Source organism: Vibrio sp. THAF64 (assembly GCF_009363455.1).
Lineage (GTDB): Bacteria > Pseudomonadota > Gammaproteobacteria > Enterobacterales > Vibrionaceae > Vibrio > Vibrio coralliilyticus.
Genome location: NZ_CP045356.1, coordinates 1,331,462 through 1,352,896, shown reverse-complemented (window position 1 = coordinate 1,352,896; position 21,435 = coordinate 1,331,462). Strand labels below are relative to the sequence as shown.

The window sequence follows — 21,435 nt, the reverse complement described above, 5'->3', positions numbered from 1 at the left end:
AAAAATTATGGGATGTAACTGATAGGGTGGCCGGTATCCGGATGCGGGAACAAAGCCAGCTCCATACCGTAGATCTTCATGAGAGTGTCAGGTGTCATCAATTCTTGTGGCGTGCCCTTGGCGATAACCTGACCAGAATGCAAAGCCACCAGCTCATCACTGAACTTGGCCGCCATGTTCACGTCGTGCAGCACCATGATAACCGTCAGCCCTAAGCTCTGATTCAGCTCTCGAATCAGCGCCAACAACTCATATTGATGCGCCACATCCAGCGCTGAGGTCGGTTCATCCAGCAAGATGCACTGACTTTGCTGGGCAAGTAGCATCGCCACCCACGCACGCTGCCTTTCACCACCAGACAAGGTAGCAACAAATCGGTCACTGAACTGGGTCAACCCGACCTTTTCAATCGCTTCGTCCACTAACGCGTAATCTTCTTTACTGTAGCGGCCAAAGGCGCCTTTCCACGGATAACGTCCGAAGCACACCAACTCTCGCACAGTCACACCATCCGTCATTGGTGGATGCTGAGGCAAATAAGCAACATTAAGGGCAAAGTCTTGGCTGGTGTAAGAAGACACGGCCTTGTCATTGAAAAGTACTTGACCACTGGCTGGTTGATTCTGTCGACTGAGTAATTTAATTAACGTCGACTTACCGCAACCATTGTGACCAAGCAAGGTCGTCACCGCGCCCTTTTTAAAGGTCAGACTTGTCGGATGTAAGATGGTTTTATCTTCGATTGCAAACGAAGCATCCAGTAATTGAAACATGAAAATGAAGAGTTGTTTTATTTGGCACCAGCGGTTAACTTTATCACACCGCAAGGTTAATGATAATTATTTTCATAATCATTAAATATCACGTTATTTCGATGCATTTTCATCACCAAGATCAATAAGAAACCGACAAACGGTGCTTTCTCATGTCAGTTGTAAAAAATACACGTATCCAACTCAGTGTGATTGGTTTAATCGCCGCCTTGATGGGAATTGGCCAAAATGGGCTTTTGGTGTCATTACCCTTCCTGGTTGAGCACTCCGCTTTTGCCTTACCAACGTGGTCAATCTTAATTGCCGTCGGGAGCTTTCTGTTTCTCCCCGCCGCCCCTTACTGGGGGCGCCACAGCGATCAATTTGGCCCCAAACGAGTCGTCATTCAAGCACTGCTGGGAATGGCTGTGAGCTTCTTGCTATTGCTGGTGTTTGCAGTACTCAGCGCTCAAGGTCAGCAATGGATCGGGTGGTGCCTAGCGGGGCTTGTGCTTGCTCGAATTATCTACGGTTGCACCGTCGCCGGCATGGTTCCCGCCAGCCAGCATTGGGCGATTCTCCTTTGTGGTGAGCAAAACCGGATTCAGGCCATTACTTCCGTGAGTATTGGTCTCAGTACGGGGCGTCTACTTGGGCCTTTGCTTTCTATTGTGCTATTGAAGTTCTCGCCTTTCGCACCATTAATGGTGATGGTGTTATTCCCTGTCTTAGCGTTAATGGGGGCTTACTGGCTCCCTTCCCCACAATTGGACAAGCCATTTTCAGGTGAAGAAAAATCTCGGCATTCTTGGATCCCTAACGCTCACCTGATGCCATTTCTGTTGTCTGGCTTACTACTGTGTGCGGTCATCGCTTTGTTGCAATACAGTTTCTCTCCACTGATTTTCAGCGTGACAGAATGGTCGACAGACCAGATCAGTAATGCGATCGGCATTCTTCTGACCATCAGTGCTGCCATGACTTTGAGTACTCAGGTACTGGTTATCAAAAAGAAAAAGTTGACGCCGACGGCAATGTATCAGTTAGGCGGGTTGGCAATGCTGACTGGGTTTGTTTTGTTCCTCATACCTAACATCTGGCTATTCGGCGTTGCAATGGCGATTGCAGCCAGTGGCGCTGCACTCTTGGTCCCTGCTTATACGGCGAAAGCCACGGAAACAGACAAAAGCTCACCTGGTGCGATTTCAGGGTATATTTCAATGTCACACACACTCGGATATGGGTTTGCTTCGCTATTGGCTTATAGTGCGACCATCAATCCAATTTACCCGATCTACATTTGTATCGGCTTTTCCGCAATCATTCTCACCATCGCGCTTAAACAACGTAGCGCTGGAGCGTTGGAAACACAGGGCTAGGCTTTATTATCCGGATGTCTCGGACAATCCTCGCAGAGTTTACGTCCGTGACATTTGTATACCAAGCAACAACTGGTACGCACCAGTTTCAGCTCTCCACTTTGTTCATCCACGGTCAGTGTTTTAGCCAATTTAGCGGGCAGCCCACACGCATCCAACCAAAGTGAAGCCTGCTCAAGCAGATAGTCATTCGGAATATGCGGGGCAAACTTGCTCAGCTTGACCAAACAACCCAGCACGCCATCAGCGAACAAGTGGTTGGTAAAGCCCGGACGAATCCGCGTCCACTGGCTCATCTCTTCACGGAAAAAAGCAAACAAGGCCTGCAGTTGAACGCCTGCTTTTGCTACTAACTCCGCCTCTGTGCCATGAACATGCTCTGTCGACTCGAATTGAAAGCCCGCCACAAACTCCGACTGCACTTTTTGCCCAATACGAGTGAGATCGGGCAAGCCATGCAACGCATAAATCGAGATGAACGAAAGATAGACAGGCTGCCAACAAATCAGATCCCACGTTCGCGTTAACCAATAGGCAGAACCGGCTTCCGGATGAGCCGCCTTAAGGCGTTCGTACAACTCTTGGATATTTTCACTGCACGGATGATCGACGTGGAGAATGTCTTGCTGAGGCGCATCTTCGGGGATCGGTGAAACCGTTCCAGCCAGATAAGGCGTGACCTGTTGAGAGTATTCGAAGAGGTGGTCGAAGAAAGCGTCTGAGCTCATAACGGTGATATTTATACAATCAAAATCAGCTTGTTAGGATAGTGATAACATAAGGTTAATGCAATTGATTATTATTAACTAAAGTACCAAATGCCAAGGTTCGAGTAGCTTTTTCTACCTTCATTTATTAACCTTAGCTATATGAATGGCAATTTATCCGTAGTTGTAGTTATTTGTTTTGTCTCCATAATTACCCCTGTTGGATAGTTCTGGTACGTGATTAAAGCCAACACGTACATAGATGATAGGCGTATTGCAGTTTGATGAGAAAATCAGGTTTTACATTAATCGAGTTGGTTACCGTCGTGGTGATCCTAGGTATTCTGGCCGTCGTAGCTGCGCCTCAATTTCTCAACCTTCAAAAATCGGCTCGTGAAGCAACGTTAGAAGGCATTGCAAACGCAATGGAAGGCGTGATAAGTCAAGTGAGCGCTAAAGCCTACGTTAACGGATTAACGCCAAGCACCTCTAACCCGGGAAATCAGCAGAACTATATCTTGGATTTCGGTATCGGAACTGTCGAAGTCGATTGGGGGGCTCTATGCCCAGAAAGTGAGGGCGAGTCGGGAGATGCATTGACCATGCTCGATTTTATGACGCTGGGTACAACCGATGATCTCACAACCGCCATCGGCAATCGACATACTGTAATTGGCTTTGAACACTCTTTTTCTGATACTGAACTTAACAGTAGCAACATTACCACGCTGCCGCAGGGTTGCTATGTAATCTATGACTCCTTCGGTGGAAGGTCATCAGGTACCTGCCCTGCAGAAGGCTGTGTCTGTACCGTACGGGTTGAAAATACCAACTGCTAAGTCAAAGTTCTCTCTCCCTTCTTATAACGTCCGTTTTGCTTACTTTCAGCACAAAAAAGCCCGGTCATGCCGGGCAAAACAGAGAGAAAAATCCCTAAGACTTATCGTCTTAAAGCAATAAGAACAAGAAGGCAGAAATCAGAACACCCGCCCCCAAGACAAGTGGATACGCATGACGACTGATATCCCTTGCCATTTCGGGTTGCTCTTCTTCTACTTCCGGTTCAGGGGCTGCTTCTGTTGACGCTTCTTCTTCAGCGCCAAACAGCTGCATGACTTCTTTACTCGATTTCGCTGCCACCAGCTGGTCACGGAAATCGTCATCTACCAAAGAGGAAGTGAGCGTAGTCAGCACTTCCATATGTGTTGAGCCAGCTTCCGCCGGCGGAATGGCGAGCAAAAAGATCATGGTCACAGGCTCATCACCATCCAGACCTTTCCACATCATTTCATCTTTAACGAATGCGCAGGCAAATACGGGCTCTGTGACCGCAGCAGATTTACCATGCGGCACAGCGAGGTATTCACCTAGTGCCGTCGGGCCCTCGTCTTCACGCTTTAATACAGCTTCTAGAAACTGACTCTTATCCGTCAGTTTTCCTTCTTGCTCGATTTTGTCTGTCAGAGCATGAATAGCAGCGATTCGATCATCAAACGCCGCATCAAGCATGATCAGATTTTCAGAGGTGAGGTTCGCAAGTTTCATAGTGTGGCTCCTATTGCTCTGTCAGCCAGACAAATTGATACGGATTAAGAGTAAACTGGTTATCAAAGCTCTGATCGCTGACCAGATCCTTACCACCAGTGTTCAGCGTGACGGATTGCGCCTGCTGAGACAAGTTGACGACGAAGCGAATCGCCTTTTCACCTTCGCCACGCTGTAAGCCAAACAGGCCATCACCCAGCTCCAATACCTGCTGAGATGAACTTGGTGAGAAAGCAGATTGCTGCTGGCGTACGTTTAGCAAGCGTACCATTTCACTGTAGACGTTATTGCGCAGTGAACCTTGCTCAGCCAACTCGGCTTCGAGCGATTCGACCGAGAACTTTTTGCGGTTGATACGACGATTGATGCCAGACTCTTCCATTCCGGCCACATCGTTCTCACTGCCAAGGAAGCTGTGGTAGTAGACCGCAGGCACACCAATGAAAGAGAGCAAAATTGACTGCGCTGCGAGAAACTTCGCCGCTTTCGTCTGTGTGTCATCTTCAGGCTCAGTAATGGCACTCAAATAGTTAATGTTGAGCTCGTACGGGGACTGGGTACCATCGCCATTGTTCTTGTAGTTGACTCGGCCACCCTTGCGCTCAACCTGCTGACACATCATGTGGCGATCGTCGTCGCTAAGAATACCTTCCGTCGGACGTACACCAATACCATCATGGCTGGCAAGGAAGTTAAAGTAAGTGGTTTTACTCCCCGCTTGCAACGATGCCATGGCTTCGTTCGTTAGTCCCTTCGCCCATTCGGTCAGCACACTGCTGTCCTGACTAAGGAACGCATGCAGCGTTAATGGTGGCAGTGGGAACTGGTACACCATATGCGCTTCATCGCCCTGACCAAAGTAAGAGATATTCTCTTTATGCGGCACATTGGTTTCTGTAATCAGCAAAGAGCCCGGCATGACGTCATCGAGAACAATGCGCCATAGCTTGATGATTTCATGGGCTTCCTCAAGGTGAATACAGGTTGTGTTAAGCACTTTCCAGATAAAGCCGATGGCATCAAGACGAATAGAACGGCCACCGTTCGCTGCGTACATCAGCAAAATATCGATGCTTTCCAACAGCACTTTCGGGCTTTTAAAGTTAATGTCGATCTGATCGTCTGAGAACGTTGTCCAGACATGTGTCGTCTCACCCGAGGCCTTGGTAAACGGCGTCAGGAGCGGTAGTGCGCGGGGACGCGTAACGCTCGAATAATCAAGGCTCGGGTCAGACTCTACAAAATAATCCTGATAAGCCGCATCGCCCGCGAGATAGCGCTGGAACCAGTCGCTGCTCTTAGAGATGTGGTTAATCACGCAGTCGTACATCAGGTCAAAATGTTCCGCCAGCTCATTCAGCTCTTTCCAGTCACCCAAGTTCGGGTCAACCTTGCGGTAATCCACTACGCTGAAGCCGTCATCCGAAGTGTATGGGAACATAGGTAGAATATGGATATTGCTGATCGCGCCACGCAAGTACTTATCGGCAAAGTACTTCATGGTATTCAGCGTCGGCTCTCCCTCGCGGCGAATACTGTCGCCGTATGTGATGAGGTACGCCGTCGATTCGTCGACCCAGCTCTGATAAGACGGCGCATGACCACGCCACTTATCAACCAGTGCTAAAATGTCCTGTGTCAGTGATGGTGCTAGCTCTTCACCGTACAGCTTGGCAACTTTATTAAAAATCTTCTCTTTCATTGTGATTCCAACCTGTTAAATCTTGAAACTAACGCGCAGGTCAATGGCATTGTTTGGTTTGACTGTCCAATTCTGCTCGACACTCTGCTCTCGGTGATTGACACGCTCAACATCAGCGAAATGAGCGAACGCGGTGACATCGAGTTGCTGTTCACTGTCCGTCGCATTAAATAGGCGCACAATGACCGCATTGTCTTGATAGAATGAATGGCCAACGCTGGATAAAACCAACGGCTGATTCAGTTCAAACAGGCTGAATTTTTTCTCAGCTTCGCGGCTATCAAATCTAACCTGAAAACGTTCGAGACGATTCTCAAAGCTATTGAGCGACTGTTTCTGGTAGCTGAATGGGCTATCAAGATATTCACTTTCCAGCTCTCGGATTGTCTGATGCTCAGCGTTGTCCGCCAACGCAATAGCAAAGCTGAACTGCATGGATTTTTGCAACTGAGCATCCGGCGTGTACACCACGGTGTTGTTGATGCCAGAGGCGCGGCCAGGTCGCCATAACAGGTCATCTTTACCAAGCTTGCCCGTTGCCTTGAACAAAGTCAGAGCAATCAAGTCACTGGTATCACCTTTCAGGATCTGGAACTCTTTCAAACCACGACCGTTAACAATCAAAGCTCGATCCTCTGCCGCTACCGCAATCGCGCCATCGGTGGTTTCAATGTCTACCGGACATTCGCGGAAGCTGTCACGCCAGCCATCAACATTTGGTGCCACTGGACGAGTCATCAACGCAAATGGCTGAGTGCTGATGGATGTATCGGTCTGAACATCTGAATTAATCAAAACGCGCACACGGTGATCATCAACCTGATTAAGCGTATCGATCTCTACTTCCAGCGATTGTTTACCTTGAGTAAGCGTCAAGCGAACGATAAATTCCGCTAGAACAGATTTTTCACCGTTCTGGCGAGCTTCTAGGTTTTCCGGAAGCTCAAGACTTGCTTTCAGGATCATCGACTGCTGGCTTTCACCCACATGAGATTCAACCCAGCTGAGTTCACTAGTGTACAGTGGCGTATCGCCTTCCAGCGGTGAGAAGTCATAAGAATCGCCGTCATCGGCCTGCTCTTCAAAGCGGATAAGCTGCTCAATAATACGCTCTGAACGTTTATCTTTAAGCTTAAGCTGACCATCTTCCAACCAAAGCGCTAGTTGGCTGTTTTCAATCTGAGTTGCAACAGATACCTGCACTTGGGTATCGCAATCTGTTTCCACTACCTGAAATACCTGATAACCCATTGCTGGCAGATCTGCCACATCAACATTGAGCTCAAATCGGTAGTAAGGAGGAACAGGCACTTCTTTTTCGCCATCCTTAGTCACTTCGATGACCTTACCGCCATCTAGTGTTTCACGAGTGACCACTTCACTGCTAAGGATTTTCTCGCCATCTCTTAGCGCGATGGATTCGTGCTTGGAAAACGCAACAACACGGGTAATGCCGCTAAACGGCGTTGTCTGACCGTTGAAGATCATCACTTCCGAATCATCACAGGCATTAGTGGCAATTTCTTTGACCACCAAGTTGTATAAACCATGACAGATTTCTTCCGCCTGCTTAAGACGATGCATGATATCAGCGTTGGTCGCATCGCTATTACAACCACCCATGCTGTCGTGCGCATGGCACTCAAGGATCTTCTTCCATGCCAAGTCCACAAGCTCTGTGTGTACCGTTATGCCCTGTGCTTTGGCAATCGCAATCACCACTTCCAGCTTCTTGAGCAAGAACTGTTCGATCTCAAAGTTAAGCTTTTTGATGTCGTAACGCACAGAACCAATGGTCTTGTGAATACGTGTGTAGCGTGGTGTTTTGAACTCACCATAGTAAGTCTCAAACCCTTCACTATTTCGGCGTAGGAAATCGACAAAGCTTTCCATCGAAGAAATAGAATACACATCGCCAGATGGAGAACGCTCAGACGCAGCCGCTAACGTGGCTGGCAAATTCGGGTCGATATTGACTTGGTCGCCACCCGATGGAATCAATACTTCATCAAGGCCTGACAACGACTTGATCTTCTCAATCATTGGGAAGATTTTCTTATCCAGATGCTCAGCATCCGGCACGATGTTCTTCGCTGCACCGTAACCATGAACTAGGTTGTAAGCGTATATCTTATCGCCACCGTGAGATTGCCACATGAAATGGGATTTGCTGACATGTTGGTCATAATCAATACCGCGCCAGAAGACGATGTTGTCGATACCCATACCGCGGAATAGCGTTGGCATTTGCGCGTTATGACCAAATGTGTCAGGCAGGTAGCCGACTTTCATGCTGTGGCCCAACTCTTCTGCGATGTGCATGCCGTATTTCAGGTTACGGATGATGGACTCACCCGCTACGTTGTAGGTATCGGTCTGGGTGTACCAAGGGCCAATGAATAGCTTTTTGTCTGCCACCAGCTGTGCCATACGCTCACGCATATGCGGCAGAACCTTCAGATAATCTTCTACAATCGCAGACTGACCATCAAGGTGATAGCAGCTGTAATCTGCCTGACTTTCCAAAGTTTCAATCACTTTGGTGAAGTTGTAAGTCGCTAAAACGTCACTGTCTTGCTGAGTAAAATACCACTCACGATCCCAGTGAGTATGTGGAATGACATGTACTTTAGTCATGGGAGTTTCTCTAATCTAAATTCTGATTCTTGTTACCAGAGGCTCAATTTTGGAGAGCAGAGCCTCTGGTAAGTGACGTGTTAGGCGTTAGCGCTTTGTGGCTTAGTACACAGCAGTAGTGCTACTGCAATAAATAGTGAGCCAGCGAAGACGGAAATGGTGTAGCTGATTGGGTCTGAAGATAGGAACCAACCCCATACAGCTGGTAGTGGCAGGCTTTGCCATACATCCAGTACAACCGCGAGCTGTGTGCCGATGATAGAACCCAGAATCATGATTGGAATCATCTTCGGATTCTTCAGAATGAATGGGATTGCGCCTTCTGAAATACCGATCATACCTAGCATCAGTGAGGTTTTACCTACCGTCTGCTCTTCAGGAGTAAAGACACGTTTGCGGAACTTGCCATCCAGAATCGCTGCCAGACCAACACCAATCGGCGGAATAACGATACCCAGTTCGCGAGCAATCAAGTCAAAGCCTTCGCCCATGCCGTTCAGGCCAAGTGCCACCGAGCCAGCAGCTTTGTTGATCGGGCCGCCAAGGTCAAACGCAGTACCCGCAGCAATCACCATTGAGTAGATACCGCGACCTGCATCACCTGCCTGAGTGAACAGTTCAATCATCGCAATGTTCAAAGCGCCAAAGAATGGGTTGATCACGTATTCCATGGTCAGCACCATCACGACACCTGTGACGGCTGGAACCAACAGCATAGTCTTGAGCGTGGTCAGCTCTGACTTCACTTTGATCACATCATTGAGGTAACGAACCAGATAACCAACAAGGAAACCAATCGCAATCGCGCCAAAGAAGCCCGATGGCGCCCAGCCTTCAAGGTCAAAGAAGCGCTTGTAGACCTCATCACTCATGATGCCGCCGATAAAGGCTGGAATCAGAGCCGGTTTACCCGCAATCGAATACGCCAGATACGCAGCAAAGATTGAGTACATAAACTTGATGGTCATAAAACCAAGCTTATCGAGCGTTTCGATTGGCGTGCCGGAGATATCGACAAATTCACCCGTGATCTTCGCGACTGCCATTAACAGGCCGCCAAGTACCACCACTGGCAACATATAGCTGATGCCCGTCATGATGTGGCCAATTGCCACCTGATAGGCGGAGCGTTTTTCTTCTGCCACTTCAATATCGGCGTCAGACTTCTCTTTACCGCGTAGGAAGACGGTTGGCAGGAGTTCATCTACGCGCTTAATCAATTCCTGAGTGCGAACTTTTAGCGGGTTGGCATTATCAAAACGTTCCATGTCCATGATCGGCACATCAACTGCCAGAACCACACCGTCTGCTGTCGCAATATCATGCGCTGTCAGCTTGTTCTTAACGCCATCACTGCCCTGGGTTTCAACTTTGACTTCGTAGCCTTGCTTCTCAGCCCATGCCTGAATTTTTTTCGCTGCCATAAATGTGTGTGCAATGCCGGTAGGGCAAGCGGTCACTGCAACGAGCTTTTTCTTACTCATGGTTGTTCACCGTATTCTTATCAACTCCGCCAAGTATATTTAGCCTCCATGTACCAAGGTACAGTTTCCTGATACAACCTACGTATGACGATACTTTTGTGATAGCAATCAAGGAAAATATTTGCTAGTTAGCGCCTAATAATGACAATTTCATTACTAATGATTGTATGCGATGAATACATTTAAGGGCATTGAGCGCGTTATCTATGAGTACTTGATCAGTCACGCGAGTGAGCTGGCTGAGATTTCTGCGAAGACCATTGCAAACAAAGCACTCACGACGACGACCTCAGTCAATCGTGTGTGCAAGAAGATGGGCTACGCCAGTTACACGGAACTCAGGTACAAGCTCGCCGATGATCTGAAAAAACAGACAAACTCTGTGATTGAAGAAGATGACCAGATTCAACGCATCGAAAAGATCGCCCAGTCATTAGATCAGTCGCCAGTGGTGTACCTATATTCCCGTGGCGCCTCGATTGTCAGCGTCTCTTACCTTTCGCGATTTCTATCACTGGCGAATGTTCCCCACTTAGTGATCACAGACATACACCAACTGGCGCGCGCCGAAAGTGGTACGGTTATGCTGATCAGCAAATCGGGAGAAACGCAGTCTGTGGTGGATATGGCCCACAATGCAAAACGCAAAGGCTTGAAAGTATTCGCGATCAGCCATACAGGGTCAACACTCGCAGGGATTGCCAGCACCAACTTAGATCTTGCTGAACAAGTCGATGGTATCTCGCCATACAGCCGAGAATCCCAAATCCACATTCTTGAACTCGTTGATGCCATTGGTCGCGCGTTATTAACGCATTAAACCGCAGTAATTAAAAGTTCATCGCTCCAAGCTAACTCAAGATAACTTTGTGCCTGTTGTGGCGTTGCCGTTAACCACTGCTCGACACCAATATCAGGGACAAGAAATGGCATACGATGATGGTATGGTAAGCATTGTGTGTTCGGGCTTGTAGTCAGAATGACCAAATTGCCATCATCCGCCAGAATTCCGGCCATATACAGAGGCATGCCATCTGAATTGGTAAACAAGAACTTGTTCTTTTTTCCTCCACTCTCACACCACTCATACCAACCGTTACAAGGCACAATGACACGCCTGCGGATAAATCCGTTACGAAATGTGGGCTTACTGGCCACCGTTTCTGACTGAGCGTTAATAATCAGTCGCTTAGTCCATTCAGGCCGAGTTCCCCACTTGATATCTTTCTGACAATACGCCTGTGCTTCAAACGCCACCACAGAGACATTTTCAGTCGGTTTCAAGTCAAGGTTCATCTGAGGGAAGAAGTCGATCCCCACCAGTTGGGAAACCACTCTTGCCAGTGGATCATCCGTTACATTCAAGCGTCCGCACATCTTGCTCCACCTCTTGTCGAGCACTCTGTCTAATTATGGACAATTATTTCCATAATGATTGGAAATTTTCGCTATTTTTCCCCTTCTTTAATGTCGTTAATCTACGCCCATCGACATTGTTCATATCGAAGTCTTCGAGTTTTTGAGCTTGTTCGTTTACTTGAAATAAGGGTTCAAAATCGTCCGAGCGGTTCGTGAGACCTAATGCAATTATTTAAATTCAACTAGGAGCCAACATGACTCACCCAATCATCAAAGATCTAAATACTCGTTACACAGCAAAAAAATACGACGCAAGTAAGCGTATCTCTGCTGAAGATATGGAAGTCATTAAAGAAGCGATTCGTTTATCTGCTTCTTCTATCAACTCACAACCTTGGAAGTTCATCGTTCTTGAAAGTGACGAAGCAAAACAACGTTTCCACAACACGTTTGCCAACATGCACCAGTTCAACCAACCGCATGCCAAAGAAGCGTCTCATACGATTTTGTTTGCTCACAACCCTCGCTTTACCAAAGACAACTACAAAAAAGTGGTCGATGCAGAAGTGACCTCAGGCCACCTGCCAGCAGAGCGATACAATGACATGCTAAATGGTGCGTTCGGCTTTGCGGAACTCAACACAGATGAGACAGGTTTCAACGGTAATTGGACAAAAGCTCAGACCTATATCGCACTGGGTAACACGCTACACACGTTGGCGCGTATGGGCATCGCTTCAACACCTATGGAAGGGGTAGACCCAGAGCTAATCGGTGAAGAATTCAAAGAAGAGTTAGAAGGCTTTGTGTGTGATTTTGCTCTAGCACTGGGTTATCACAAAGACGGTGAGGATTATAACCACGGCCTGCCAAAAGCACGTCTACCTCTAGAAGACGTCATCACAACACTGTAAAGCATTAGAAATTGACGAAAAAGGTAAGCACATGAGCAAGTTAACGATTATCGCCAATATCATTGCCAAAGAAGGCCAGGTTGAATTGGTTAAAGCTGAGCTAATCAAGCTGATCGACAAAACACGCGCTGAAGATGGCTGCATCAACTACGATCTGCATCAAGACAACGACAACCCGGCACATTTCGTTTTCCATGAAAACTGGACGTCAGAAGCCGCACTGGATACGCATCTCGCCAGCACGCATATCGCTGACTACGTCGCAGCTGTTGACGGCGCGGTAGAGACTTTCACAATCAACCGCATGACGCATATAGCCTAAGCGCAGAGTTATCGGGATAAAAAAGCCGCATTAAGCGGCTTTTTTGTATGTGGAGGGGTACTCCACTAAAGAAATTAAGCTCACAAAGATGTGCCAATTGTTTTAGCAAGTTTTTGGACAATTCCGATTTTCAGGGATGGGTTGATTCCTACCCTATCGATTAGTATTAGTATCCTGTCGTTTAATTAAGCACTGCTTGTTGAGCTGTTACCGAGCCCATGGGTTAAACAGATTGCTGAGACATATACTCAAGAAAACAAGCCACCCTACGCGTCTGCCGGTTTTCCGGGTCATAGTACATGTACACGGTGGGTACTTCGCACCAATATTGTTTTAAGATGGGGACGAGTTGCCCACTTGAGAGTTCGTCTTTGATGCTTGCATCCATCAGGTAGCCTATGCCGATTCCTTTTAATGCGCAGTCAACCATGACCTTTGAGTTATTGACTACCATGGCCGTATTTGATGGCAGTAATGAAACAAGCTCACTGCTCTTGTCTTTCGTTTTGTGTAAACGTATTGGCAGAAGCTTGTGACTTGAAGGGGCTCTAAACTGGATCATTGAATGTTGCTGAAGCTCATCGACAGAAGTTGGTTCACCAAAACGGCTAACATAGTCAGGAGAGGCGAACAGTGCCAATTCTGTTCGTTGTTCACCACTATTGAGGCGCTTAGCAATCATGCTGTCATTGACCGTTTCTCCGAAACGAAAGCCGATATCAAAGTGATGCTCTACTTGACTGTCAAAAGAATCAGATAGGGTGATTTCGAGCTGGATAGTCGGGAACTGCAACTGAAAATCCATAAGCACGTCTTTGAGAAAAACATCGTAAATGTCTCTTGCCATATTTAGTGACAAGCTGCCACTTGGTGCTTTGTTATGGTCGCAAACAAGCTCAATTGCGTTTGTTAAATCGTCAACGCTAGGATGAATTAACTCATACAATCGTCTACCGACTTCTGTTGGCGAGATAGCTCGAGTAGTACGATTAAATAAAGGTTCGCCTACATTCTTCTCTAATACTTTTAATGAATTACTCACAGAAGCGGAGCTGATACCAAGCAGTCTTGCAGCCTTACTGATATTTCCTTCTTCATAAATCGTCTTAAAAGAAATCAATTGGTTGTAAGTAATATCATTTTTAAATTCTTGCACACTGACCCCAATTGTTAGCTTCAGGTTGATATTTATTCAGTTTAACACCTTCTAGTTATCACCTGAAGTTACATATAGTCTAGTAAACACACTCATTAAGAACGATAACTGATTGTTGAATACATCAGATATGCAGGAGTTATAGAAATGACTAATCAATTAAATGAAGAACAAAAAGCAACGTTAGCGGCGGTGGCAAAAGGCTACGTGAGCCTTCCTGCTGACAGAGCGCCAATTTTAGAAACACCAAAAAATTACGGCCTTGCATATGAAGACGTTAGGTATATGACCGAAGATGGCGTTGAGCTGGCGGCATGGTTTATACCGAAAACAGGTTCAGAAAAGCTGATCATTTGTAACCATCCTGCGACTCTTAATCGTTATGGTTTCCCAGGACATAAAGCTCCTTGGAGCCAGTTTCAAGACATCGAAGTAAAATTCGGTAATGTTCATAAAGTCCTTCATGACGCTGGGTACAACGTACTTGCATACGACTTACGTGGTCACGGTGAAAGCGGCGATGCTAAGAACAACTCTTGGGGACAAGGCTTTGGTGACGAGCATAAAGATGTCATTGCTACGTTTGAGTACGTGAAGTCTCGAGTGGATCTACGACATATGATAATCGGGCTTTTCAATCCTTGTGCTGGTGGTAATGCCGCAATCAACGCGCTGAATAAATACCCTGAATATGCTGAAAACATAAAAGCATTTGTCTGCGCCCAGCCGGCTTCTATCAACATCATGTCTAAAGTTGCGTTAGATGGTATGGGGCTAGGTGCATTTTTTGATGTATTTGCTGAAGAAGTTGAGAAAAGCATAGGCATCAAACTTGATGACATGACACCACATAAATATGTGCAAAACCTCCACATCCCGACTTTTATTGTGCAGAACAAAGATGATGTTTGGACAGTGCCTGATGATGTACAAACTACCTTTGACTTGATTCCTACAGAGGAAAAGAAACTGCACTGGATAGAAGACGGTGATACCAGACGCTTTGTCGGCTACAACTACTGTGGTGAGCACCCAGAGCAGATGATTGAATGGTTTGACCGCTACATGAAACTTTAAGTCATGCGAATTAGCATTACTCGATACATTGAGGATCCATTATGAAAAAGACTGTTTTGATTACAGGTACAAGCTCAGGTTTTGGAAAGCTAGCGGTTAAAAAATTTCAATCTGAAGGGTGGAACGTTATCGCCACAATGAGGACACCTGAAAAAGAACAAGAATTGAATACACTCGAAAACGTATTAGTGCTCAAGTTAGATGTGACCGATAAAAGTTCAATAGACCAAGCGGTATCTGATGGTATTGCTCACTTTGGCAAAATTGATGTGTTGGTCAACAATGCTGGCTATGCATTACAGGGGGTATTTGAGTATACGTCTGATGAGCAAATGCGAAGAGAGTTTGATGTCAACGTTTTTGGCTTGGTTGATACTACCAAAGCATTGTTACCACATTTTCGCACCAGCATGAACGGAGTGGTTGTTAATGTCTCGTCGATTGCTGGGCGTGTAGCATTTCCATTTACGACATTTTATCACGCATCAAAGTTCGCAGTGGAAGGGCTTACGGAGTCGCTTCAATATGAACTATTACCTTTTGGTATTGGCGTTAAACTGGTTGAGCCAGGGGCGTTTGGCACAAACATAAACAGTTCCGCTTCCTGGGCAAATGGTGAACACAATAACCCTTATTCTGATAAATTGCATATCGCAAAAACTGCAATGCAGACGATGGCTGCAACTTTGCAACAGGATCCAAAAGAGGTCGCAGACAAGATATTCCAAGCTGCTACTGATGATTCATCTACTCTGCGTTACCCTGTTGGTGGAGATGCGATACAAGTTCTTGGGGCTAGAGAAAAAATGGGCGATTCAGAATTCAAGGATATGATGATCACTAACCTTGGAATCTAATTTCAGTAGAATATTCGCCCAACAGAAGAGAGGAGACATCCATGAATTAGCATTAAGAAATGTTAGGCAAAATTCGACAGGGTTTCTCCGCCCACCTTTCATCCTAGCACGCAAAGGGGCACTTTTGAGGTACGAAGTGTCGCCTGTGAAGGTCCTTGGCAGAACTGCTCTAGAATTACCGCCGAATTTTCTCAGCTCTCCAACCCAACTTATTTATGATGCGCTGTGTGGGTTATATTAAGTCTTAGTGATTTATCTAACCTAGTTCCATAGAGACGCTAATGACAACCAAAATCCGTAGTATTCAGTCTATCGAGCGTACCTTCTCTATACTTGAGGTACTTTCTCTTCACCCAGCTGGACTCTCTCTACAAGAGATCAGTAACAGAGTCGATATCAACAAAACAACGGTTCACGGCTTGCTCGCAACACTTCATTCACTTGGATATGTGATGAAAAGTAAACAAGGTTATAGCTTGGGGCTGCGCTTTCGCGAGCTATCTAAACCTTTGGAACAAAAGGACGAGACTATCCGAACGCACTTTGCCCCACTCATCGGGAAAATGGCCCAGCTCACCCATAACACTGCCTATCTAGCGGTTCAAAGCGGCTTGCAAGAATATCTCTATATAGATGCTATCGAACAAGATAACCTTCTCACTATTCGCAGTCCGCGTGGAAAACGTGAAGGGTTAACGTCATCAGCTATCGGCAAAGTGTTTTTAGCTTTTGATGAGGGCCTTTTACGAAATTTACGGCTCAATAATCAGATCTCTAACGCTCTTGAAGCAGAGCTTACAGAAGTGAAAAAGCAAGGCTTTGCCCTAGATCTGGAACAAGCAGAGCCCGATCTTCATTGTCTAGCTATCCCGCTTTATATAAATGGTGAGTTTGTCGCCGTCGCTGGCGTAAGTGGCAATGCAAAAGAACTCAATCGTGAGCGGCTCATCCATTTTGCCGGTACTTTTCTGAGTAAGTAGATGAGCTCAGCCAAGCTGAGTTTGATAATGTCGAATCTCGCCCATTTATCCATGCAATCTTGAGGTAATCGTAGCTCTCTGTAATAGGCTTCTTTTACCCAAAGAACCTATTGAGGATAAATTATGTTTACTGTACTGATTACTGGGGCTAATCGTGGTCTTGGCCTTGAGTTTGTTCAACAATATCATGCAAAAGGCTGGAATGTATTGGCTGCTTGTCGTGCCCCAGAGCAGGCAAGTGAGTTGGTTAACTTATCTGAAACCCATAATATTGAACTGCTTAAGTTGGACGTGACCTCTGAGCAGGATATTAACCAACTTGGCAAACAGCTAAAAGATCGCCCAATTGATCACTTAATCCTCAATGCAGGTGTTTTAGGTGAAGATTGTGCAACACTTGGTGAAATGACTCAGTCCAAATGGCTTGAGGTTTTGAACATTAATACCGTTGCGCCAGCCCTTCTTATCCAAGCGCTTAGAGAAAATGTTGCTGCTAGCAAGCTTAAAACTATTGTTGGTATCTCAAGCCGAGTTGCCAGCATTGGTGACAACAGCTCTGGCAATATGTATAGCTACCGTACATCAAAAGCTGCGCTTAACCAGATCCTAGTCTCTGCAGCACGAAACCTAGCAGAACAAGGGGTTAAAACCTTAGCGGTTCATCCTGGTTGGGTTCAAACAAATATGGGGGGGAAGGATGCAACCTATACTCCACAAGAGAGTGTGGCAGGTATCATCAATGTGACAGAGTCTTTAACACTAGAAGGGTCTGGTAGCTTCCGAGTATTTGATGGCTCAAACATAGAGTGGTAATAAACAATTTTTAATATGTGTAATTCATAGACATCCTTTCAACTGTACTGGATGTCTATGGACAGAAAAATCCAGACAAAATCTGCAGTGGGTACAGATGTAGTAGCTAAGTAAAGCCACTAATTCTCTACTCCGCTCTCCCCCCTGATAGTGATACAATCCCCGCATCAGAATTACCGAGAAACTCTATGTTTATCCATCATGTTAACGGCATCGATTGGCTGGTGATTACCGCCTTTAAAGAACTGAAACCTCTATTTATTGAAGAAGCTGGTGCGATCCCCTCTTGCTTCTCTGCTGACAGCGAATTGAGCCTGATTGATCAAGCCAAGCGCGCTTATGGATATTTGCCTTCACTCGACGGAGTAATCACTGATACCGGCACTTTTCAAAGCCGTGATAACGAAGAAGATTTAAACCCACAGCTTGCGTGCTTAGTTGAGGGACGTGGTCGAGTGTTTATCTACCACGGCGGCTTTGTCGCTTTTGTGGATGACGAGCAAACCTTTATTACTCGAATGCACTGAAAGCTATTCAGTAAGTTGAAATCGGCAAGTTGTCCCCTATCAGGATTGGGGCACTTTTGAGTTACGAAGTGTCGCCTGTGAGGGTTCTGGACATAAACGTGTAGTACTTTGCTTTAATTCACTTTGCCCAGAACAGAACAAGAATATCTGCTAGCTCGCATCACTTCCTGAAAGCTGGAGGATCCAAGAAGCTATCTCTTCGATTGTGGTTTGATTGCCATTTAGTAGTCGAGTCATTAAACCGCCCAATAACAAAGCATAGGCCTGATTAGCATTCTCTTTACCTACAATTTTATGTAGCTCTGCCAAAAATTTGCTATCTGCCATTTTTAGAAGCCGATCATTGGCTATGTCTTGACTGTCTCTATTTTTAACATAGTCCAATAGCACCGTCATTTCGCCCCTAAAGCGACTATCCAAAGCCTTTATCAATTGGGTAATGGCTTGCCCTTTGTCTTCAGGTAGGGCTGAATTACGCTCTACGCCATAAAGTGAGTGAGGCTCTAGCACAAACTCTGTACAGGCAGTAAATAGCTCTTCCTTACTTGAGAAGTAGTGGTAAAGAGCACTTTTGGATACGCCTAGAGCTTCTGCAATGCCTCGCATTCCTAATCCATTCAGCCCGTGCTCTGAAAAAACATCAACGGCTTTGGTGATAAGTTCATTACGGTATGCTTCTCGATCTACGATTTTTGGCATTATTTCGCCTCTTTTAAAGTCCATCTGGACTATATCCTCACTGAGTTTAAAAGTCCACTGGTCGATAAAACGAAACCTTTAAAAGACCACCTGGACTAAAAACATTGACAAGATCAAAAATGATCAAGTAATCTTATTTAGACCACACGGACTAAATAAGATTACATAATTACTCGTTCGTAGTTATTTCAGATAAAGGGGGACACCATGAACAAAGATCAACTTACCTTAAAAGATGCACCTATTAACTGGCAGTGCAATGGTAAATTCAATTTCACAACGGGCTATGGTGCGACTAAAACTGAGAGTGCGATTGCAAATTATGCCGCATTCATCGCACCAGCAATCCTATACTTTTTTGCATGGAAAGAGCTTGATTGGAGTGTGCTACAAATTATCGTAGCCGCTGTTTTAACCTTAGATATGATTGGTGGTGTGCTAACGAACTCGCTTGGTTCAATGAAGCGTTACCTTCATACCAATCAAGACCTAGATGTTAATTGGTTGGGGAAACTAGTGAAAAGTAAATTCCTATTCCCAGCAATCCATTTTCAATTGTTCGCGATTCCACTGTGTTTTGACGTCGCATGGTCTTATGCTTTCTTTTGGTATGGCATGATGATGGCATCAATTGTATTTATGCTTTTTATACCTTTGTATCTACACCGTCCTGTCGCACTGTTGATCGTAATGCTATCGATCATTCTTGCTCAACTTATACCTTCACCTATCGGTCTTGAGTGGATTGCTCCCATTTACATGATTAAGTTAGTGCTTTCTCATGGCGTAAGAGAAGAGCCATATCGTCCAACACTAGAAAGCTAACGACACTGAAGCAATGGTGACACAAATTTAGTCCGCTGTTGCTTCAAAGTAATTCAATCCGGAGAGTACGTAACTCCATACCTAAGGGTCAAAACATGTTAGAACCACCAAGAGTATTGGTCGTCGGTGCAACAGGCTACCTAGGCTCACACATTATCAAACAGTTACAGCGAGAAGAATATGACTTTAAAGCTCTCGCCCGGAATAGACAGAAGCTACTTGATCTCGGGTTGCATGACCATCAGGTAGTTGAAGCGCAGGCAACGGATCCTGATTCCCTTGTGGACTTATGTAAGAACATAGATGTTGTCATATCTTGCTTAGGTATTACCCGACAACGAGATGGTTTGAAATATATGGATGTTGACTACCAAGCCAACTTTAATATCTTGGTAGAGGCGGAAAAATCAGGCGTAGAGAAGTTTATCTACATTTCAGCATTCAATGCACAAAAATATACCAATGTTCGCATGTTAAGAGCTAAAGAAAGATTTTCTGACCGTCTACTTAGCTCAGAAAGACTACAACCATGCGTAATTAGACCAAATGGTTTCTTCTCTGATTTAGAAGAAATCTATCGCATGGCAACCAAAGGTAGCGTTTACATTTTTGGATCTTCGGCTATGAAGTTAAACCCGATACATGGCGAAGATCTCGCTGAATTTTGCATCAAATCTATCCAGTCGAATATGAAAGAATTAGATGTAGGAGGCCCAGAAGTATTAACAACAACCCAAATTGCCCAGTTTGCTTTTGAAGCCCAACATAAAGACGAGAGCATTGTCCGATTACCAGACTATCTAAGACGCGTAGCTTTATGTTTAGTGGAGCGTCTACCTGAGAAATGGGGTGGTGCCACAGAGTTTTTCTTAACTGTTATGGGGAATGACTCCATTGCTCCAACTTATGGGAAACATAAAATAAGCGATTACTATGCAGAGTTATTTACGATGAATAACAATTAGTGATCGTAAAGAGTCTAAGACATAATCGGGCACAGACTTTTCGGAAGAGAGAAAAGCCTGCATTAGCGCTTATCAACAGTCTGCTTTTTCAGAGGGCCTCAGAAAGGGGGAATTGTAAGTCAGCCCCCCAACCAGCCTTATTGCCCCGTTAACTCAAAGGCACATGGAAAGTGCTCTTGATCTCTTTAACCGATACATTGGACTGAATAGCGCTAACGCCTTTGACTCGTCGTATGGAACTAATTCGTTCAAAGTACTCATCTAAGTCTTGTGCCACGACCTGTACGATATAATCTGCGCCACCAGCGATGCAGTGACACATAGTGATCCAGTCTGACACCGCTACATAGTCTTCAAACGGGTCGGTGTTTTCTACTTCATGGCTACCCAGTGTCACCAGAGTGAAGCCCGAGACCTGAAAGCCAAGCTTCTTACGGTTCAGTCTTGCGGCATAACCTTCGATATAACCCTCTTGTTCCATCTTCTTCCAGCGTCGCCAGCAAGGTGTTTCACTCAGATTAACTTCTTCGGCTAACTTGCTGTTGCTGATACGGCCATCTTTCTGGATACGTTCAAGAATGGAGAAATCTGTACTGTCCAACTCGAAATTGGTTGATTCTTTCTTTTTCATGACCTGTTTAGAAATAGTCTGCTCAAATTTACGAATACCATAACCCAGATAGCAATTTTATTCCTGCGGAGATCGGTAGACTGGATCTCATATTGCAACAATGA

At 45.6% G+C, this 21,435-nt stretch carries 22 protein-coding genes; 12 read left to right on the top strand and 10 right to left on the bottom strand.

Features of this window, described 5'->3' with window-relative positions; translation table 11 throughout:
- Nucleotides 1–5 precede the first annotated feature (5 nt).
- Nucleotides 6–773, bottom strand: a complete 768-nt coding sequence (locus FIU99_RS22585) for an ABC transporter ATP-binding protein (protein ID WP_006961666.1) — start codon at nt 771–773, stop codon at nt 6–8.
- A gap of 152 nt (nt 774–925) precedes the next feature.
- Here FIU99_RS22585 and FIU99_RS22580 point away from each other — a divergent pair, with 152 nt between their 5' ends.
- Nucleotides 926–2,131 carry an MFS transporter gene (locus tag FIU99_RS22580; RefSeq protein ID WP_006961667.1) on the top strand — a complete coding sequence of 402 codons (1,206 nt, stop codon included), beginning with the start codon at nt 926–928 and terminating at the stop codon, nt 2,129–2,131.
- Here the strand turns inward: FIU99_RS22580 and FIU99_RS22575 are convergent.
- On the bottom strand, nt 2,128–2,859 hold the full coding sequence (locus tag FIU99_RS22575; protein WP_006961668.1) for a siderophore ferric iron reductase: 732 nt from the start codon (nt 2,857–2,859) through the stop codon (nt 2,128–2,130). The genes FIU99_RS22580 and FIU99_RS22575 overlap by 4 nt on opposite strands.
- Before the next feature lie 263 nt (nt 2,860–3,122).
- Here FIU99_RS22575 and FIU99_RS22570 point away from each other — a divergent pair, with 263 nt between their 5' ends.
- Nucleotides 3,123–3,677: a type II secretion system protein gene (locus FIU99_RS22570; protein ID WP_006961669.1), complete on the top strand. Its 555-nt coding sequence runs from the start codon at nt 3,123–3,125 to the stop codon at nt 3,675–3,677.
- Between the two features lie 109 nt (nt 3,678–3,786).
- On the opposite strand, the gene FIU99_RS22565 is transcribed toward FIU99_RS22570, so the two are convergent.
- From FIU99_RS22565 to FIU99_RS22550, 4 genes are all read right to left on the bottom strand, one after another.
- Nucleotides 3,787–4,383, bottom strand: a complete 597-nt coding sequence (locus tag FIU99_RS22565) for a fructose PTS transporter subunit IIA (protein WP_006961670.1) — start codon at nt 4,381–4,383, stop codon at nt 3,787–3,789.
- 10 nt (nt 4,384–4,393) lie between these two features.
- A complete protein-coding gene (locus tag FIU99_RS22560; RefSeq protein WP_006961671.1) occupies nt 4,394–6,085 on the bottom strand; it encodes an alpha-amylase family glycosyl hydrolase in 1,692 nt (563 codons plus the stop codon).
- A gap of 15 nt (nt 6,086–6,100) precedes the next feature.
- Nucleotides 6,101–8,722, bottom strand: a complete 2,622-nt coding sequence (locus FIU99_RS22555; RefSeq protein ID WP_006961672.1) for a glycoside hydrolase family 38 C-terminal domain-containing protein — start codon at nt 8,720–8,722, stop codon at nt 6,101–6,103.
- A gap of 80 nt (nt 8,723–8,802) precedes the next feature.
- Nucleotides 8,803–10,206, bottom strand: coding sequence for a PTS fructose transporter subunit IIC (locus FIU99_RS22550; RefSeq protein WP_152472559.1), 1,404 nt, complete (start codon nt 10,204–10,206; stop codon nt 8,803–8,805).
- A gap of 172 nt (nt 10,207–10,378) precedes the next feature.
- On the opposite strand from FIU99_RS22550, the gene FIU99_RS22545 reads away from it, so the two are divergent.
- On the top strand, nt 10,379–11,026 hold the full coding sequence (locus tag FIU99_RS22545) for a MurR/RpiR family transcriptional regulator (RefSeq protein WP_006961687.1): 648 nt from the start codon (nt 10,379–10,381) through the stop codon (nt 11,024–11,026).
- On the opposite strand, the gene FIU99_RS22540 is transcribed toward FIU99_RS22545, so the two are convergent.
- Entirely contained in the window at nt 11,023–11,583 is a 561-nt protein-coding gene (locus FIU99_RS22540; protein ID WP_152472558.1) for an SOS response-associated peptidase, read from the bottom strand. The two genes, FIU99_RS22545 and FIU99_RS22540, sit on opposite strands and share 4 nt — an antisense overlap.
- A 236-nt stretch (nt 11,584–11,819) precedes the next feature.
- Here FIU99_RS22540 and FIU99_RS22535 point away from each other — a divergent pair, with 236 nt between their 5' ends.
- The gene (locus FIU99_RS22535; protein ID WP_006961689.1) at nt 11,820–12,479 is read left to right on the top strand and encodes a nitroreductase family protein; all 660 of its coding nucleotides are present in this window, start codon (nt 11,820–11,822) and stop codon (nt 12,477–12,479) included.
- 31 nt (nt 12,480–12,510) lie between these two features.
- Complete coding sequence (locus FIU99_RS22530; protein ID WP_006961690.1) at nt 12,511–12,801, top strand: putative quinol monooxygenase; 291 nt, start codon at nt 12,511–12,513, stop codon at nt 12,799–12,801.
- 223 nt (nt 12,802–13,024) lie between these two features.
- Here the strand turns inward: FIU99_RS22530 and FIU99_RS22525 are convergent, their stop codons facing one another.
- Nucleotides 13,025–13,957 (bottom strand): LysR family transcriptional regulator, encoded by a 933-nt coding sequence (locus tag FIU99_RS22525; protein ID WP_006961691.1) that lies wholly within the window; start codon nt 13,955–13,957, stop codon nt 13,025–13,027.
- Nucleotides 13,958–14,104: 147 nt separating this feature from the next.
- Between FIU99_RS22525 and FIU99_RS22520 the strand changes: the two genes are divergently transcribed.
- The 5 genes from FIU99_RS22520 (at nt 14,105) to FIU99_RS22500 (ending at nt 18,211) form a co-directional block, all read left to right on the top strand.
- Nucleotides 14,105–15,034, top strand: coding sequence for a S9 family peptidase (locus FIU99_RS22520; RefSeq protein ID WP_006961692.1), 930 nt, complete (start codon nt 14,105–14,107; stop codon nt 15,032–15,034).
- Between the two features lie 41 nt (nt 15,035–15,075).
- A complete protein-coding gene (locus tag FIU99_RS22515) occupies nt 15,076–15,891 on the top strand; it encodes an SDR family oxidoreductase (RefSeq protein ID WP_006961693.1) in 816 nt (271 codons plus the stop codon).
- Nucleotides 15,892–16,172: 281 nt separating this feature from the next.
- A complete protein-coding gene (locus FIU99_RS22510) occupies nt 16,173–16,871 on the top strand; it encodes an IclR family transcriptional regulator (RefSeq protein ID WP_006961694.1) in 699 nt (232 codons plus the stop codon).
- Between the two features lie 123 nt (nt 16,872–16,994).
- A complete protein-coding gene (locus tag FIU99_RS22505; protein WP_006961697.1) occupies nt 16,995–17,684 on the top strand; it encodes an SDR family oxidoreductase in 690 nt (229 codons plus the stop codon).
- Nucleotides 17,685–17,872: 188 nt separating this feature from the next.
- Nucleotides 17,873–18,211 (top strand): hypothetical protein, encoded by a 339-nt coding sequence (locus FIU99_RS22500; protein ID WP_006961698.1) that lies wholly within the window; start codon nt 17,873–17,875, stop codon nt 18,209–18,211.
- Between the two features lie 150 nt (nt 18,212–18,361).
- Here FIU99_RS22500 and FIU99_RS22495 read toward each other — a convergent pair whose 3' ends face one another.
- Complete coding sequence (locus FIU99_RS22495) at nt 18,362–18,910, bottom strand: TetR/AcrR family transcriptional regulator (RefSeq protein WP_006961699.1); 549 nt, start codon at nt 18,908–18,910, stop codon at nt 18,362–18,364.
- A 207-nt stretch (nt 18,911–19,117) separates the two neighbouring features.
- Between FIU99_RS22495 and FIU99_RS22490 the strand changes: the two genes are divergently transcribed.
- Nucleotides 19,118–19,735, top strand: a complete 618-nt coding sequence (locus tag FIU99_RS22490; protein WP_006961700.1) for a hypothetical protein — start codon at nt 19,118–19,120, stop codon at nt 19,733–19,735.
- Between the two features lie 95 nt (nt 19,736–19,830).
- Nucleotides 19,831–20,700 carry an SDR family oxidoreductase gene (locus FIU99_RS22485; RefSeq protein ID WP_006961701.1) on the top strand — a complete coding sequence of 290 codons (870 nt, stop codon included), beginning with the start codon at nt 19,831–19,833 and terminating at the stop codon, nt 20,698–20,700.
- A 148-nt stretch (nt 20,701–20,848) separates the two neighbouring features.
- On the opposite strand, the gene FIU99_RS22480 is transcribed toward FIU99_RS22485, so the two are convergent.
- Nucleotides 20,849–21,331 (bottom strand): Lrp/AsnC family transcriptional regulator, encoded by a 483-nt coding sequence (locus FIU99_RS22480; RefSeq protein ID WP_006961702.1) that lies wholly within the window; start codon nt 21,329–21,331, stop codon nt 20,849–20,851.
- Nucleotides 21,332–21,435 lie beyond the last annotated feature (104 nt).